Source organism: Methylobacterium sp. J-088 (assembly GCF_022829295.1).
In the GTDB taxonomy this organism is placed as follows: domain Bacteria; phylum Pseudomonadota; class Alphaproteobacteria; order Rhizobiales; family Beijerinckiaceae; genus Methylobacterium.
In genome coordinates this window covers 40,073-54,405 of the sequence record NZ_JAKSYH010000072.1, presented here as the reverse complement: position 1 = coordinate 54,405, position 14,333 = coordinate 40,073, and the positions used below count along the sequence as shown (strand labels likewise).

Annotated in this window: 13 protein-coding genes; 5 read left to right on the top strand and 8 right to left on the bottom strand. The window is 65.5% G+C overall.

Annotation, left to right across the window (positions count from 1 at the left end; all coding sequences use genetic code 11):
• A partial coding sequence (locus MKK63_RS08745) for a bacteriorhodopsin (protein ID WP_244000714.1) occupies positions 1-581 on the top strand: 581 nt, incomplete at its 5' end.
• On the opposite strand, the gene MKK63_RS31950 is transcribed toward MKK63_RS08745, so the two are convergent.
• The 7 genes from MKK63_RS31950 to MKK63_RS08715 all read right to left on the bottom strand — a co-directional run bounded on the left by MKK63_RS31950 (position 497) and on the right by MKK63_RS08715 (position 6,225).
• Entirely contained in the window at positions 497-688 is a 192-nt protein-coding gene (locus MKK63_RS31950) for a hypothetical protein (RefSeq protein ID WP_313901758.1), read from the bottom strand. The genes MKK63_RS08745 and MKK63_RS31950 overlap by 85 nt on opposite strands.
• Positions 689-1,237: 549 nt before the next feature.
• Positions 1,238-1,516, bottom strand: a complete 279-nt coding sequence (locus MKK63_RS08740) for a hypothetical protein (protein ID WP_244000711.1) — start codon at positions 1,514-1,516, stop codon at positions 1,238-1,240.
• 332 nt (positions 1,517-1,848) lie between these two features.
• Positions 1,849-2,385 carry an HPP family protein gene (locus MKK63_RS08735; RefSeq protein WP_244000710.1) on the bottom strand — a complete coding sequence of 179 codons (537 nt, stop codon included), beginning with the start codon at positions 2,383-2,385 and terminating at the stop codon, positions 1,849-1,851.
• Positions 2,382-4,115 (bottom strand): molybdopterin-dependent oxidoreductase, encoded by a 1,734-nt coding sequence (locus tag MKK63_RS08730; protein ID WP_244000708.1) that lies wholly within the window; start codon positions 4,113-4,115, stop codon positions 2,382-2,384. The genes MKK63_RS08735 and MKK63_RS08730 overlap by 4 nt, the downstream gene beginning before the upstream one ends.
• Before the next feature lie 559 nt (positions 4,116-4,674).
• Complete coding sequence (locus MKK63_RS08725) at positions 4,675-5,085, bottom strand: response regulator (protein ID WP_244000706.1); 411 nt, start codon at positions 5,083-5,085, stop codon at positions 4,675-4,677.
• Positions 5,086-5,184: 99 nt separating this feature from the next.
• On the bottom strand, positions 5,185-5,457 hold the full coding sequence (locus tag MKK63_RS08720) for a hypothetical protein (RefSeq protein WP_244000704.1): 273 nt from the start codon (positions 5,455-5,457) through the stop codon (positions 5,185-5,187).
• 3 nt (positions 5,458-5,460) lie between these two features.
• On the bottom strand, positions 5,461-6,225 hold the full coding sequence (locus MKK63_RS08715; protein WP_244000702.1) for a Crp/Fnr family transcriptional regulator: 765 nt from the start codon (positions 6,223-6,225) through the stop codon (positions 5,461-5,463).
• Between the two features lie 495 nt (positions 6,226-6,720).
• On the opposite strand from MKK63_RS08715, the gene MKK63_RS08710 reads away from it, so the two are divergent.
• The 4 genes from MKK63_RS08710 (at position 6,721) to MKK63_RS08695 (ending at position 14,027) form a co-directional block, all read left to right on the top strand.
• Positions 6,721-7,860 (top strand): PAS domain-containing protein, encoded by a 1,140-nt coding sequence (locus MKK63_RS08710; protein WP_244000700.1) that lies wholly within the window; start codon positions 6,721-6,723, stop codon positions 7,858-7,860.
• 971 nt (positions 7,861-8,831) lie between these two features.
• Complete coding sequence (locus tag MKK63_RS08705; RefSeq protein WP_244000698.1) at positions 8,832-10,343, top strand: sensor histidine kinase; 1,512 nt, start codon at positions 8,832-8,834, stop codon at positions 10,341-10,343.
• Entirely contained in the window at positions 10,334-10,537 is a 204-nt protein-coding gene (locus tag MKK63_RS08700; RefSeq protein ID WP_244000696.1) for a hypothetical protein, read from the top strand. Before MKK63_RS08705 ends, MKK63_RS08700 begins: the two co-directional genes overlap by 10 nt.
• Positions 10,538-10,802: 265 nt before the next feature.
• A complete protein-coding gene (locus tag MKK63_RS08695) occupies positions 10,803-14,027 on the top strand; it encodes a PAS domain S-box protein (RefSeq protein ID WP_244000694.1) in 3,225 nt (1,074 codons plus the stop codon).
• On the opposite strand, the gene MKK63_RS32185 is transcribed toward MKK63_RS08695, so the two are convergent.
• A complete protein-coding gene (locus MKK63_RS32185; protein ID WP_409564489.1) occupies positions 14,024-14,218 on the bottom strand; it encodes a NepR family anti-sigma factor in 195 nt (64 codons plus the stop codon). The two genes, MKK63_RS08695 and MKK63_RS32185, sit on opposite strands and share 4 nt — an antisense overlap.
• Positions 14,219-14,333: the final 115 nt, after the last annotated feature.

Here is a 14,333-nt window from a genome sequence, read left to right as displayed (position 1 = left end):
CAGGCAAACGTCGGACCTCCCCCGAGGGCTTGCACACTGCCCTCCATGGTATCGTCCCGATCATCGCGGCCTGTTCCTACCTCGCCATGGCAACGGGACAGGGTCTGATCCTTCTGCCGACGACCGAAGCCGCCGGGGCCGGAGCAGTGACGCCCACGCGAATTTTCTACTACGCGCGCTACATCGACTGGACCTTTACGACACCCCTGCTGCTGCTCTCGCTCGGGCTCACCGCCATGCGCCACGTTCCCAAGCGTCACGGTGCCATCGTGGGGGCCATCCTCGCGGATGTGATGATGATCGTCACCGCCTTCGCGTTCGGAGCCTCCGAGCTGGGCTGGACGAAATGGACATGGTTCATCGTCTCGTGCGTGGCGTTCCTGGGCGTCTACTACGCCATCTGGATGCCGCAGCTGGAAGCCAACGCCGCCGAGCGGGACGACATTCAGTACACCTACCGCCGCAACGCCTCCATCCTGTCGGTCGTGTGGCTCGGCTACCCGGTGATCCTGGCGGTGGCCCCGGCGGCTTCGGTCGTCGGCAGAAGGATCAGACCCTGTCCCGTTGCCATGGCGAGGTAGGAACAGGCCGCGATGATCGGGACGATACCATGGAGGGCAGTGTGCAAGCCCTCGGGGGAGGTCCGACGTTTGCCTGTGGCCAGGATGAAAAGCCCGCCTGCCAACATGATTATGGTGGTTGCCTACAAAATATAGTTGGAATTCATCGTGTCACCCGGGCGTATTTTTCGCGATATGCGTGCCTCTGGCCAATAAATGGTAAGGAGGATAAATGCGCATCAAATGACGTGAAATTCAAAAACATCCCGATGTTGCATTTTCATCGGTTAAAATGCTTTTCAGAAATATAATGCTGACGTGATAAAACGCATCAATGATCTGTTCTCTGGGTCATGCAGTGGTGAATGATCTGGGGCGGTTGCAAGCAGACTTTCCGTCGGTCCCTGAGTGCATACCCAAATCGCACTGCACTAATCGTTTGCTATTGGTGGACAGCAGCCCGGCCGCTTCTGAGTTAATCTATTGCGCGAGCGGACGTTCAACGACTATGCCTGTCTGGCAGGCCCTGTCAGGCACCACGGCTCAGCACCGGATCGGACAGGCTCAGGCCAGTGTTGACGATGGCGAGAAGCGGCCGATCCAGCCTCACCGATAGGCCCGCATGTCGAGGAGCGCTTGCTCGGGGTCAACCCGCTCTTCGCCCGACGCCGCGTCCATCAGCGACGCATAGGAGAGGACGAAGCACAGGCGCCCCCCTCCTTCATTGTGAAGGCCGTCATCGCCACGTCGTCATCGAGTGTCGCCGCCACGGACACGTCGAGGCTCACCCTGTCGGAGCCAATTATGGCCGTGATGCCGCGCGTGGTTGCCTCGCACCAGGGCGGCATAGTGCCGGAGGCGAAACGCAATGGCAGCGCCCTGTCGAGCGCGACCTCGCTCGACAGGCTCGCGACGATCCGCACGAGCCACGACTGGTCGCAGCAGTGGATCGGCATAAAGTCGGTGCCTCGATCGGCCCCGTCATCCCGCTCGAGATCCCATATTCACGACCCTGTCCGCCGACCTCGCACCCTCCCTCTTCAACTGCAGCCTGCTGCTCAGCGTCCTGTCGAGTGCGGTCTTGGCCGAGAGCATCGATCAGATCAGCGAGCGTTTCCGCTTTCCCCCCGGGGCTCGTCGGGCTGTTGACGGCGCCGGGGACGGACTCCCCCAAGATCGCCTCTGCCATCACTACGCTGGTCGGCGGCCAGCACAACCCGGGAGCTCGGGGTGATCTTCGGCTTCAAGGCGTTCAAGGCTTGACCCGAGAGAGCGTGCCGAGGCCCGCCTACTGCGGCGCGTGGCCAGCACGCGCGAGGACGCGGCGACCTCCGTCGCAGAGCAACGTCGTCACGGCGATGCCGATGACGAGAACCCCGACGGTCGCGAGGTCCGCCTCGAACCCCCCGAGCGTGATCAGGAGCGTCGTAGCCGCAGCAGGAGCATGCCCGGCGCGGAGTGGGATCTGGCCGCCAATGGTCAGCGCGACCGCCACGGCGCTGGCCGACGCACGAGCCATCGTAAGATGCCCCATCGTCATGGCGGGAGGCGCGTGCAAGCCGCCGAAGATCGTGAGGGAGAGGTAGGCCGCGGCCGCCCCCACCCCATGTCCCACGAAAGTGTTCCAGGGCCGTGCTGCGGCATCGTGTGGCGAGACGGTGTGGATGAATATCGTCGGCCCGAGGCTCGGGAACAACCAGGGTTGCTGGAATGCGAAGCCGAGGGTTCCCACGGCAAAGGTGATGACGAGCGAGACCGAACCGGCATAGGCCGCGGCGCGCAGACGGAACGGACCGGTCACGGGATGTGAGGACCGGTCCATCATATCGGCATCCGATAGCCGTAGAACTCGTGGTCCTCGTTGTAACCGCCCTGACCTGCGCCGAGGTGAGCGAAATCATTCACGAACTCGATCGCTGCGATCCACTTGACCATCTTGAAGCCGAGTTCGTTCTCGCAACGTAGTCGCAGCGGCGCCCCGTGCAGCACGCCGACGGCTTTCCCATTCATCTCGTAGGCGAGGATCGTCAGCGCGTGCCGCATGTTCCGCATCTCATGCACATCGTAGTAACGGCCTCCCTCGCCGCCGTCGGCGAGCGAATAGAAGACGGCGTAGCGGGCGGCATCGGTCGGCTTCACGAGGTCAAGAATGTGGCTCATCGGCACGCCGCCCCACTTGGCGACCCCCGACCAGCCTTGGATACAGAAATGCGTGGTGATCTGCTCCTGCCTTGGCATGGCCCGGAGGTCGGCGAGGGAGAACTCCAGCGGCTGTTCCACCAGACCATCGACCCGCAGACGATAGTCGACGAAGTCCCCGGCCACCAGGGCGTCGAACTCGGGCGATGCCGGCATGGTGCCGTTTGGCCAGAAATAGGGCGAGATATCCGCTTCATTCAATTGCGAGCGGGGATCCCACCATTCCGCCAGTCCCTTGAACCAGCCGACCATGAACTTGCCGGTGTGTTGCACCGCCCGGGCATGGCGAAGGGTCAGGGGAGAGGCCGCGGCCCAGGCGGCGATCACCACCCCCATGGCGAGCAGGAATGGCAGGATGCCGGACCAGGACGCGTTCTCCACGCCGGCGAACATATGGTTGGTGTTCTCGCGCAGGCTGGTGACAAAGACCATGATTCCATGCGCCAGGATGAACATGACGAACCACAGGAAGGATAGGAAGTGGATCGAGCGCGCAACCTGCCTGTTCAGCACGCGGCCCGTCCAGCCGAGTCTGTTCGAGATCGCCGGGCTCTGCAGTAGGCCCGTCGCGATAGAGAGGGGAGCTGCCACGAACACGGTGACGAAGTAGAAGATCTGCTGGAGGGCGTTGTAGCGCGTCCAGCCCTGATCCACCGGGAAGTTCAGGGACGCATATTGGATCGCGGTCGAGACCGCGCTCGGGAACACCTCCCAGGTCGTCGGCACGATGCGGTGCCACTGATCGGTCGAGAAGATGAGCGCGTAGAACGCGACGCCATTGAAGGTCCAAAGCATATTGACCGAGAAGTGCCACCAGCGGGCCAGCCCGATTGAGTGACGCAGGCCCGGGATGCCTAGCCACGCCGGGATGGTCACTGAGTCGTCCTTGGCCGTCCAGACGCGCCCGGTGGGCACGGGCTTCTGGAACCGAAACCAGTCGGCGCCCGGCGTACAGTCGCGTTGCCAATAGAGTCGCGGATGATCGGCCAGGATCTGGATGCCCGCCCGAATGATGAACATCATGAACAGCATGTTCAGGAAGTGCTGAAGCCGTAGCCACCAGGGGAAGCCAGACTTCACTGCCGGCGCTGCCTGAGCGATCCCGGGATGATGGAGGAGGAACTGCTGCACCTCGGGCAGGTCGCGGAGGCTCTGCGCGGCTGCGATGGCGAGGATCAGGGCCGCGAAGCCGATCGGCACCGCCCACAGCGTGCTGAACCAACGGTTCCCGATGCGCAGGAGCGGGACGATGCCCGCTTGCGGGGGCAACCAATGGCTCAGGAGGACCCGGTCGTCGGCCTCGCTCAACTTGGCGGCAAGAGGATCGTACGGCGGCATCTCAGAAACGTCCGTCATGTCATCTTTCATCGGACTACGGCAGCAAAGGAAGATCTACCTCTCTATCTTCGACATGGAATATAAAATTCATCATATGATGGATAGCTATGAATAGTAACGGCTCAGTGATTGGGACGGTTGCGACCATTCGCTTTTGGACGCAACAAACCGAAGCTCAACGTACCTGTCCCGATGAACGTCTGCGTTACAATGACGGCGCGCGCTGTCTCCGACCTGCGGGGTTGGGTCAGAAGCGGCTTGGAATATGGGGTCGACAGGGGCCTCTCCAGGCCGAACCGGTCGCGCCTAATTCTTCGGTCATACCCAAATCGAACCGGCGATCGGCTTCTATGGGTGGTAACCGGACTTTGGCTTTTCATACTGAAGCGGACGTGACACATCCGACCTAACCCCACCATTGAGGCCGATGCGCGCAGCTTCCCAAATTGGACGAAAGGAAAAGCGGACCAATAGGTCTTGCGTGATGGAACGCCTTTGATAGAACTTTGCCGCGCGGAGGGGGCGTGACTTCTATACGCAATCCTAACTCGTAGCATACATCAAGTCGGCCCTGTCACTAATCGCGGAGCGGCGCGGGCTTTTGCCCGTCTGGCAGGATCTCCTTGATATGCTCTCGGACCATCTCAGCCGAGAACGGCTTCCCGAGGAAGCGCGCACCCTCCGGCAAGTCTCCGGAGCAAGGGCGAGCCTGCCCCGACGCGACGACGATCGAGATATGCGGCCACTGGCCAGCCGTTTCCCGGGCGACGGCAAAGCCGTTGCGGGACCCGGGCATCTGCACATCGGTGAACAGCAGAACGATCAGGGCATGCTTCTCGGCGAGCAGTGCCATGGCCGCGTCGCCGTCCCCGGCCTCGAAGGTGTGGAACCCCGCCTCCTCCAAGATACTCATCGCGGTCATACGGATCAGCGCGTCATCGTCCACGACGAGGGCGTAGGGCACGTGCGATACAGGCGATTGGCTCATTTGGTGAAGGTAACCCGACGCTTGAGAAGAGTTTCGGCACCGTGTTCCAGCACTGCGCCGGGACCCGTGTCACTTAACCATGGGACAGCGCCGACGAGGTCAGGTCGGCGTTAGGCGTCGTCGCAGCCAGCGCGTGGCGTCCTCTACGTTCAGGAAGGTCGGCGCCCTCTGCCCTTGCAGCCGGCCGAACCCCGCTTCCAGGAACCAGCTTCCGACATTGTCATGCTCTGGCTCGGCAAGTCGTACCAGCACGGCCACCAGCAGGCCGTTGGCCGTTACCAGCATTCCGTCCCGATCCGGGCTTCCGGTATCGACCGCGATGGGCTGAAGCTGCAGCACGAGCAGCGTCGCGACGTTGCTCCGCTCGGACATCGCCTAGCCCTCCTGCACGTGACCGGGCCAGCTCAGGTCGCGCCGCTCACCCCAGCGCGTGTTGCGCAGATGCAGATAGTTCGGCGTGAAGTCGCAGAAGGCCTGCAGCCGCTCGACGTCTAGGATGGTCAGCACCCGCCGCTTCAGGTGGATCAGGCCCTGTGCGCGCAGATCCCGCAGCGTCCGGTTCACGTGCACGTCGGACAGGCCCATCATATCGGCGATCTGCGTCTGCGTGAGTGGGAACGCGTAGCTGTTGTCGGTGACGCGCCCTACCGCCTCCAGGCGCATGAGAAGCTCGCAGAGAAGGTGGGCGATGCGCTGGGGCGGGAGCCGGCCGCCGATGTTGACGAGCCACTCGCGCAGGACGGCGCCGTCGACCAGCGAGCACCACCAGAAGGCGCGCGCGATGCTCGCGTGCTCACTGGCGATCTCATCGATGGCCTGGCGCGGTATGTCCACGACCTGGCAGGTTGAGATCGTGCCGATGGCGTGGTCCATCTCGTCGAGGATGAATACGTTCAGGTCACAGAAGTCGCCGGGCACGAGCAAGGCCATGATCTGGCGCTGGCCGTCCGGGAGGACCTTGTAGCGGCAGGCGAAGCCGTCGAGGATGAGCAGCACATTCTCGGGCTTGTCGCCCTCCTGGATCAGATCCTGGCGAGCGTCCACCTGCCGAACCTTGAGCACCACGCGGTTCAGGGCCCAGCGAGCCCGGTCGGACAGGGGTTCGAAGCTTTCCAGCTTCCGCGTCAGCGCTTGCTGCATCGGACCGTCCTCCCTGAAGGGAGAACGCGGTGATCGTTCTGAAGGTGACCTTCGGAGGTACACCGGATTGAGCGTCGCCATTCCAGCGACATCACTATCAGGGCAACGTTGGATGCCAACGCCCTGTCCCACGATCGCTGATCCGCCCGGTAAAAGACCCCGCCACCCGGACCGGGCGACGGGGCTTGAGTGCGCTCGGGTCGGAAGAAGCCGTGCAGGCGATGAAGGGGCAAGGAACGCTCGCGCGGCTCGCTGCGCTTGCAACATCACAGCTACAGCCTGCTATCCATGACACTGGCGGGGGAGGCGCATCTCGTCAAAAAGCAGGTTTCATCCAGATTTACTCTCAATAGGGGGCGCGCGCGCCAAAGTAACGATTAATTTACCGTAAAAGGTTCGCGCAACTGTCTTTTGATCGCGGGGGAAAGCGCAGTTTCCGTAGCCTAGCCATAGCTTGACACTTCGTCATGCACGACCAAGGCGCGGGAACCGGCAATGGCAGCAGGACCTCTGTGGGATCGTCTCTCTCTGGCGCTGTCTCCCGGCCCGAATGGCTACGGCTCACCCCGGCGCCGCACGCCTGCGGAACACCGGCTGTTCGATACCGGCACGATCGAGGCGGTACGGCGCGGCCTGTGGTCGGTCGAGACCCTGAGCCGGTGCATCGTCGAGGCGAGCCCGGACTGCATCGAAGTGCTCGACCCGCAGGGCAACCTTCAGTTCGCCAACCCGACCGCGCTACAACAGCTGCGCAGCAGCGAAACTGCCGAGAACGAGGGCGAACCCTGGGTTTTGTCCTGGCCCGATGATGCGCGGTCGGCCGTTCTCGAAGGGCTTGAAGTCGTGCGGGAGGCGGGCGTGGCTCGCTTCAGTCATTGGCGTCCAGGCCTCTCCGGAGAGGCGCGCTACTGGGACGTGACGCTCTCGCGCATGTTGGACGATGACAGGGATCCCATCGGCCTGCTCGCGGTCTCGCGAGACATCACCGCCCTGGCTCAGGCGGGAACCGACCGCGACCTGTGCAGCCGTGATTTGAGCCACCGGCTGAAGAATGTCTTCGCTCTGGTCAACGGCCTCGTCACCCTGTCTGCACGAAACACTCCAGCAGTTCAGCCGTATGCGCGGACGCTGAGGGATCGTTTCACTAGTCTCGGTCGGGCGCTGGAGTACCTGCAGGTGCCGCCCCCGGATGAGGCAGCGCCGCGCCCGGCGCAGACCCTGCAGGCGCTACTGCGTACCTTGCTGATGCCCTACGAGGGCGTGGGCAACGCGCATCGCCGCATCCGTTTGTTCGATGGGGCTGATATTTCAATCCGCGACACGGCGGTGACGAGTCTCGCGCTGATCATCCACGAACTTGCGACGAACGCGGTCAAGTACGGAGCCCTGTCCAGTGACACAGGCACCGTCAGTCTGAGCTGTCGCCGCCACGCCAAGAGCATCGGCCTGATCTGGTGCGAGCGAGGGGGGCCGCCGATCGCGCATCCGCCGGAATATGCTGGGTTCGGTGCAACCCTGGTCCAGCGTAGCGTCGGCGGCCAACTCGGCGGCAAGATCGTCTATCACTGGGAAGCCGAAGGCCTGCGCGTGCTGATATCGATGCCGACTGACCTGCTGTTGCAGCAGACAAGTTGACGCACGCTGGGAGACCTCGGAAGGCTCAGCACTGATCCCGTTCTTTTGGACGATCCACCAGAGTGTGCACATCGGGGACACGCAGGAGCGCGTGCGGCTGGGAGATATCGACGATGTGGAAGGGCTTCCGATCGTATGCGGTTAGGTCGAGCTGCGGAACCACGTCGCCTTACTGATACAAACCGCCTCTCGCCGCCTTTGGTCAGGATCAGTCAGAGAACTGGATCAGGCTCCCCGCAAGCGGACCTTCCGAACTTCATAGAAGGATCGATTGCGGCTGCTAGCGGCGGTTCGCTAGAGGCACATCTATAGCGGACCGACCGTGCCGATCCTCGTTTGCATACCCAAAAAGGACTATGCGTGTCGGCTGCTATGGGTAGATTTCGTTGAAAAACTCGCGCCCGAGCCGAACGTGCAGTGCGGGCCGCTCCAGATAGAGAGGTTCCTGCTATCGTGCTGCCCGAAACTCGCCAATGGAGCGGCAATGATCGGCAATGAGAGATGAACATTCTCCAGGGCGCCGCCTCGGATGACGCCTGAAGAGCCGCCTCTGAGTTTTTCAACAAAATCGGTAGGAACCAGATCCCGACATTACGCTCGAAAGCGGACGAGAAGTGTGACGTTCTATAGCGCAAGCCCACTGGAACTGCATAGCCGGAACTTGACGTTGCCATCGATGATCGACGGTGTGAGCCAGCTTTTTTGGTTTGATTGGGTTTGCGTCGCAGTCGTCCCGCCGTTTACGCGACGATAAGGTTTCTGGGTCGTGCTTGGCGCTCGTAGGCGAAGGCACTACAGACCGCACGGATGACCTCGACCGCGATCGATGGGTTTGCGGCCGAGCTGATGCCGTCCCACCCCGGCTTTCCCCCGCCGAACCGCAACCTATCCAGGATCGGCCTGCGCACCCGTGCTCGTGGCTGGCCGGAGAGATGGCACCTGCCCCAAGATCCTGTCGGCCGGGCATCTCGATGTCCCTGACCACCCGCATCCTGCTGCTCGTGCTGCTCGCCCTCGCCCCAGCCCTCGCGATCTGGAGCTATAACGAGGCTGACCTGCGCGCCGCGCGTGACGAGGCTGTGCGCGCCGACACGATGGCGACCGCCCGGGCCGTCGCGGATGACTTCGCCCAGCTCGCCGACGGCGTCGACCAAGCGCTGGACCTCGTCGGCGAGGACCCGAGCGTTCGCAACCTCGACGCCGTCCCGTGCGCGGATTACCTGCGCCGTGCCGCCGCCCGACTGCCGCACATCCTGTTGCTGGCGCTGGCCCGCCCGGACGGATCGGTCGTGTGCAGCAGCGTCGGCTCCCCGCCAGGCGCCTACTCGAACGCCGAGCGCACCTACCACCGCCGCGCCCTGGCCGAGGGCGGCTTCGTCATGGGCGGCTATGCGCGCGGGGCCGCGACCGGCAAGGCGTCGATCCACTTCGCCCAGCCCCTGCGCGGCGCCGGCGGGGCCATCGACGGCGTCCTGGTCGCAGCTATCGATCTAGATTGGTTGTCGCAGTACCTGCAACAGGGGCTGCGGCTGTCGAGCACCTCGCTGACCATCGCCGACGAGGACAACGTCATCATCGTGCGCAGGCTGGATGGGACCGACTGGGTCGGCAAGCCGGTCCCCGCCGAGCGTATGGGACTCCTGGCGAGCCGGGGCGAGGGTGTGCGCTTCGACTTCGGCATCGACGGACGTGCGCGCATCCTCGCCAACGTCCGCCCGCGGGGGACGGCGGTGCGGGCTTGGGTCACGGTCGGGCGCGACCGCGACACCGCCTTCGCCGACGTCGATGCGGCAGCGCGCCGAGGCACGATCCTGATCGGGCTGGGCGCGGCGATGGCGCTCGCGGCAGCCCTCGTGGCGGGGCGGCTGTTCATCCGCCGCCCGTTCGACCGCCTGCTGCGCGCCGCCACCGCTTGGCAGACGGGGGACCTGACCGCGCGGACCGGGCTGGGCGGCGCCAGCGAGTTCGGGCGGCTCGGGGACAAGCTCGACGCGATGGCCGGCCTGCTCCAGCGCAACGAGGGCGAGCTGCGCGAGGAGATCCGGCGCGGGCATGCCCTGCAGGAGCGGCAGGTGACGATGCTGCACGAGCTGAACCACCGGGTGAAGAACACGCTTGCCACCGTGCAGTCGCTGGCGCGCCAGTCGGCGCGCGGCGGTGAGGGGCAGGCGGTGCAGCTCGAAGCGCGCATCCTGTCCCTGTCGAAGACCCACGACCTGCTCACCCGCGAGGACTGGAGCGGCGCCACCCTGAATGAGGTGCTGGAGAACGAGCTGTCACCCTACCGCGCCGGGTGTGACCACATCGTCCTCGACGGGCCCGAGGTGGCGCTGCCGCCGCGCCACGTCCTGGCGCTCGGCATGACCGTGCACGAGTTGACGACCAACGCGGCCAAGTACGGAGCCCTGTCGACGGCGGAAGGGCGGGTCGAGGTGAGCTGGCGGGTGGATCGCAGCGAGACGGGGGGGCGTGGTTGCGGCTGACCTGGCGGGAGAGCGGCGGCCCGGCCGTCGCTCCGCCTGAGCGCCGCGGGTTCGGGACGCGGCTGATCGCTGGCGGCGTCGGGCGCGAGCTGGCCGGGGACGTCGATCTGGACTTCGACGTGGACGGGCTGCGTTGCCGGATCGCCGTGCCGCTGGCCGAGATCGGCAGCCGTATGCTCGCGCCTACACAATAGCCTCACCCTGTTGGTGAGGGCGATAAGCCTCCAGATCCGCGTACCTGTGTCACCTCGGAGATAAACACGTCGGACGTGGTGACGATCAAGATTAAATCAGGTCCCTTTAGCAATGGCTTGGCGGGGCGTGGATGTCCGGGCTACAGCTCAGCTCGGTCCACCGAGGCCGTGCCGAGCCTCCTCCATCCGTCGCCTTCTTCGGACGCATGACGATCGCCCCTCCCTCGAACCCGATCGCCTGCACGCCCTGGCCGCCTACGCGGTCATGGGCACGCCAACGGAGAAGGGGTTCGATGACCTTGCCAGGATCGCGGCCCTGCTGTGCGGGGTGCCGACCGCGCTCGTGACCCTGGTCGACGATCAGCGCCAGTTCTTCAAGGCACGGGCGGGCTTCGACGGTGGATGCGAAGCGCCGCTCGATGTCGGGTTCTGTCCGCTGGTGGTCAGGGTCGAGGCGCCGCTCATCATCCGCGATACGCGCGAGGAGGGCCACGCCGATAACGCGGCCGTCGCCGACGGTGGGGTCCGCTTCTACGCCGGCATGCCGCTGCGGACCGCCGCCGGCGCGGTGCTCGGCACGCTGTGCGTGCTCGATCGGCAGCCGCGCCCGGAGGGACTGACACCGGGGCAGACCGAAGGGCTGGAACGGCTGGCCGAACAGGTGGTCGACCAGCTCGAACTGCGCCGCGCTCTCATCGAGCGCGAGCGTCTGCTCGCTGAGCAACGGGGGGCGGCTCGGGAGCGACGCACCTACAGCCAGATCCAGGACGCGATCGCGGCGAGCGGCGGCGATCTCGACGCCATCCTCGACGCCCTGATCGCAGGGGCGATGCGCGCCGTGCCCGCGGCCGAGGGCGGCGTCCTGGAACTGCTCGACGGCGAGGAGCTGGAGTACCGCACCGTCGGCGGCACCCTGACCCCGCACCGGGGCGTGCGCGTGCCGCTGGACGGCAGCACGTCCGGCGCCTGCGCCCGAGCCAACGAGCCGATCCTGCTGGCCGATGCCCTGCGCGACCCGCGGGTGAACGCCGATCTGCGCGCGTTCATAGACCTTCGCTCGGCCGTGCACGCCCCGGTCAACCGCGGCGGCAGAGTGCTCGGCGTGCTCAAGCTGCAGTCGAGCAAACCCGACGCGTTCACCGAGCACGATCTCGAACTGGTCCGAAGTTTCGCCGGCTTGGCCACCGTCGGGCTGACTGAGGCGAGCGAGATCGCGGCGCAGCGGGCGGTGCGGGCGAGCGAGGCGCGCTACCGAGCCGTGTTCGAGAGCGCGATCGACTACGCGATCATCGTGCTCGACCTGAAGGGTCACGTCATCGACTGGAACGCCGGTGCCACCCGGATCCTGGGCTGGACCCCGAGCGACGTCTGCGGGAAGCCTGCCGACGTGTTCTTCACCCCCGAAGACCGTGAGGCCGGGATCCCCGACCAAGAGATGCACAGCGCCCTGACCGTGGGTCGCGGCATCGACGAGCGCTGGCACCTGAGGAAGAGCGGCGAGCGCTTCTGGGCCAACGGCGAGATGATGGCGTTGCGCAACGAGGCCGGCGTGGCGATCGGCTTCGTCAAGATCCTGCGTGACCGCACCGAGCAGCGCCGCAATGCCGATGCGCTGCGGGACAGCGCGTTGCGTCTGCAGAGGGCGCAGGAGGCGGGCGGGGTCGGGGTATTCTCGATCGGCATCGCCGACGCCATCCTGCGGCCGAGCCCGGAGTTCTGCCGCCTGTACGGCCTGCCGAAGCGCGAGGCGTACCCGTCGACGGCGTTCGAGGAACTGATCGTCCCGGAGGATCAGCATCTGATCTCCACCGCCCGCTCGCGCAGCAACGGCGCCGCGCCGCGGGACGTCGAGTACCGCATCCGCCGGCCGGACACCGGCGAGGTCCGCTGGATCGCGCGCAAGGGCGAGATCGAGCACGATGACGCCGGACGGCCGGCGCGCTTCTCTGGCGTCGCCCGTGACATCACCGCTCAGCGGGCGGCGCAGGAGGAGCTGCGGATCAGTCAGGAGCGCTTGAGCCTGGCGTTCGAGGCGGCGGGCGCCATCGGTTGGTGGGACTGGGACGTCCCCAACGATCGGATCGTGGCGAACGCGCGGTTCGCCGAGCTGTACTCGGTCGATCCCGCGGCGGCGGCGGTCGGCACGCCAATCGCTGGCTACATCGACGGCATCCACCCCGAAGACCGGGCTTGGGTGGGTGCGAAGATCCAGCAGGCGCTGGCCAGCGCCGGCGAGTTCGCCGAGGAGTACCGCCTGCTCCAGGCGGATGGCAGCGTTCGCTGGGTCTATGCCCGCGGGCGCTGCTACCACGACGCAGCCGGCCATCCGCTGCGGTATCCGGGGGTGTCGATCGACATCACCGCGCGCAAGCTCGATGCCCTGCGTCAGGCAGCTTTGGCTGCGCTGGGCGACCGCCTCAAGGACCTGACCGATCGCTCGGAGATCATCGGGGCCGCGGCCGAGATCATGGGCCAGACGCTCGATCTGTCTCACGCTGGATATGGCGCCGTCGATCAGCGCCGCGAGACTATCGTGATCACTCGGGGCTGGAGCATGTCCGGCGTCCCGGCCATCGCCGGCCTGCACCGGTTCCGCGACTACGGCTCGTACATCGACGATCTGCAGGCCGGCGCTACCGTACTGATCGCCGATCTCGCCCGCGACGCGCGCACGGCGGCTGCGGCTGACACGTTCGCCGCCATGGAGGCGCGCGCGCTGGTCAATCTGCCGGTGATGGAGCGCGGCCGCTTCGTCGCCGTGTTCTTCGCGCTGAAGGCGACGCCGCACGCGTGGAGCGCCGACGAGGTGGCCTTCCTGCACAGCGTCGCCGATCGCGCCCGCGCGGCTATCGCCCGGGTCGAGGCCGAGGACCGGCAGCGGCTGCTCAACCAGGAGCTGAGCCACCGCATGAAGAACGTGCTGGCGATGGTGCAGGCCATCGCCACGCAGACCATGCGCACGGCCACCGACATGGACACCGCCAAAGAGGTGCTCGCCGGGCGGCTCGTCGCCCTGGGCAAGTCGCACGACCTCCTGCTCGGCGGTGAGATCGGCAGCACCGCGCTCGACACCCTGATCACCAATGCCTTGGAGCTGCACCGGGATCGCCCTGATCGGTTCGCGATCGCGGGTCCGCCGGTCGAGGTCGGCGCGAGGGCAGCACTGTCGCTATCGCTGATCCTGCACGAACTCGCGACCAACGCGGCCAAGTACGGCGCGCTGTCGGCGGCCGCAGGCCAGGTCAAGATCGATTGGCAGATCAAATCCGAAATGCACGAGCCGGAGATGGTGCTGAGCTGGCGGGAGGTCGGCGGCCCGGTTGTGGTCGCACCGACACGGACGGGCTTCGGCACCCGGTTGATCGGTCGCGGGCTTGCCGGCAGCTTTGGCGGGGTGGTCGATCTCGCCTACCCGCCGACGGGGGTGGTCTGTACGATCACGGCGCCGCTCAGCGGATTGCGCGCCCAAGATCTAGGATCGCTCGGCTAATCTTCGGTCGCGTCCGGATCAGAGACACGATGGCTTTCGGCGGTATCCAGCCGATGGAGCAGCGCGGCCATAGCCTCTGGCACCGGCTCGGACGGGAGCGCGGCGTAGACCTGCTGTAGATTGCGGCCGAGGTGACGCTGGATAGCCTGGGGGGAGCTGGAGTGAACCCAGTGCGTCTGGGGTCCTGGCATGGGGAGGGGGCTTTCAAGGTCGAATATCGGCGGCCCAACCGAGGGCGTTCGCTCTGTCACACCAAGTGGCTCCCACGACTGCAGGTTGCGACGATCTATGACAAAATGGACCGAC

Bases quoted from the DNA above. Each gene is read 5' to 3' on its own strand.
- MKK63_RS31950 (WP_313901758.1), bottom strand. From the start codon at position 688: ATGTTGGCAGGCGGGCTTTTCATCCTGGCCACAGGCAAACGTCGGACC.
- MKK63_RS08740 (WP_244000711.1), bottom strand. From the start codon at position 1,516: ATGCCGATCCACTGCTGCGACCAGTCGTGGCTCGTGCGGATCGTCGCG.
- MKK63_RS08735 (WP_244000710.1), bottom strand. From the start codon at position 2,385: ATGATGGACCGGTCCTCACATCCCGTGACCGGTCCGTTCCGTCTGCGC.
- MKK63_RS08730 (WP_244000708.1), bottom strand. From the start codon at position 4,115: ATGACGGACGTTTCTGAGATGCCGCCGTACGATCCTCTTGCCGCCAAG.
- MKK63_RS08725 (WP_244000706.1), bottom strand. From the start codon at position 5,085: ATGAGCCAATCGCCTGTATCGCACGTGCCCTACGCCCTCGTCGTGGAC.
- MKK63_RS08720 (WP_244000704.1), bottom strand. From the start codon at position 5,457: ATGTCCGAGCGGAGCAACGTCGCGACGCTGCTCGTGCTGCAGCTTCAG.
- MKK63_RS08715 (WP_244000702.1), bottom strand. From the start codon at position 6,225: ATGCAGCAAGCGCTGACGCGGAAGCTGGAAAGCTTCGAACCCCTGTCC.
- MKK63_RS08710 (WP_244000700.1), top strand. From the start codon at position 6,721: ATGGCAGCAGGACCTCTGTGGGATCGTCTCTCTCTGGCGCTGTCTCCC.
- MKK63_RS08705 (WP_244000698.1), top strand. From the start codon at position 8,832: ATGTCCCTGACCACCCGCATCCTGCTGCTCGTGCTGCTCGCCCTCGCC.
- MKK63_RS08695 (WP_244000694.1), top strand. From the start codon at position 10,803: ATGGGCACGCCAACGGAGAAGGGGTTCGATGACCTTGCCAGGATCGCG.
- MKK63_RS32185 (WP_409564489.1), bottom strand. From the start codon at position 14,218: ATGCCAGGACCCCAGACGCACTGGGTTCACTCCAGCTCCCCCCAGGCT.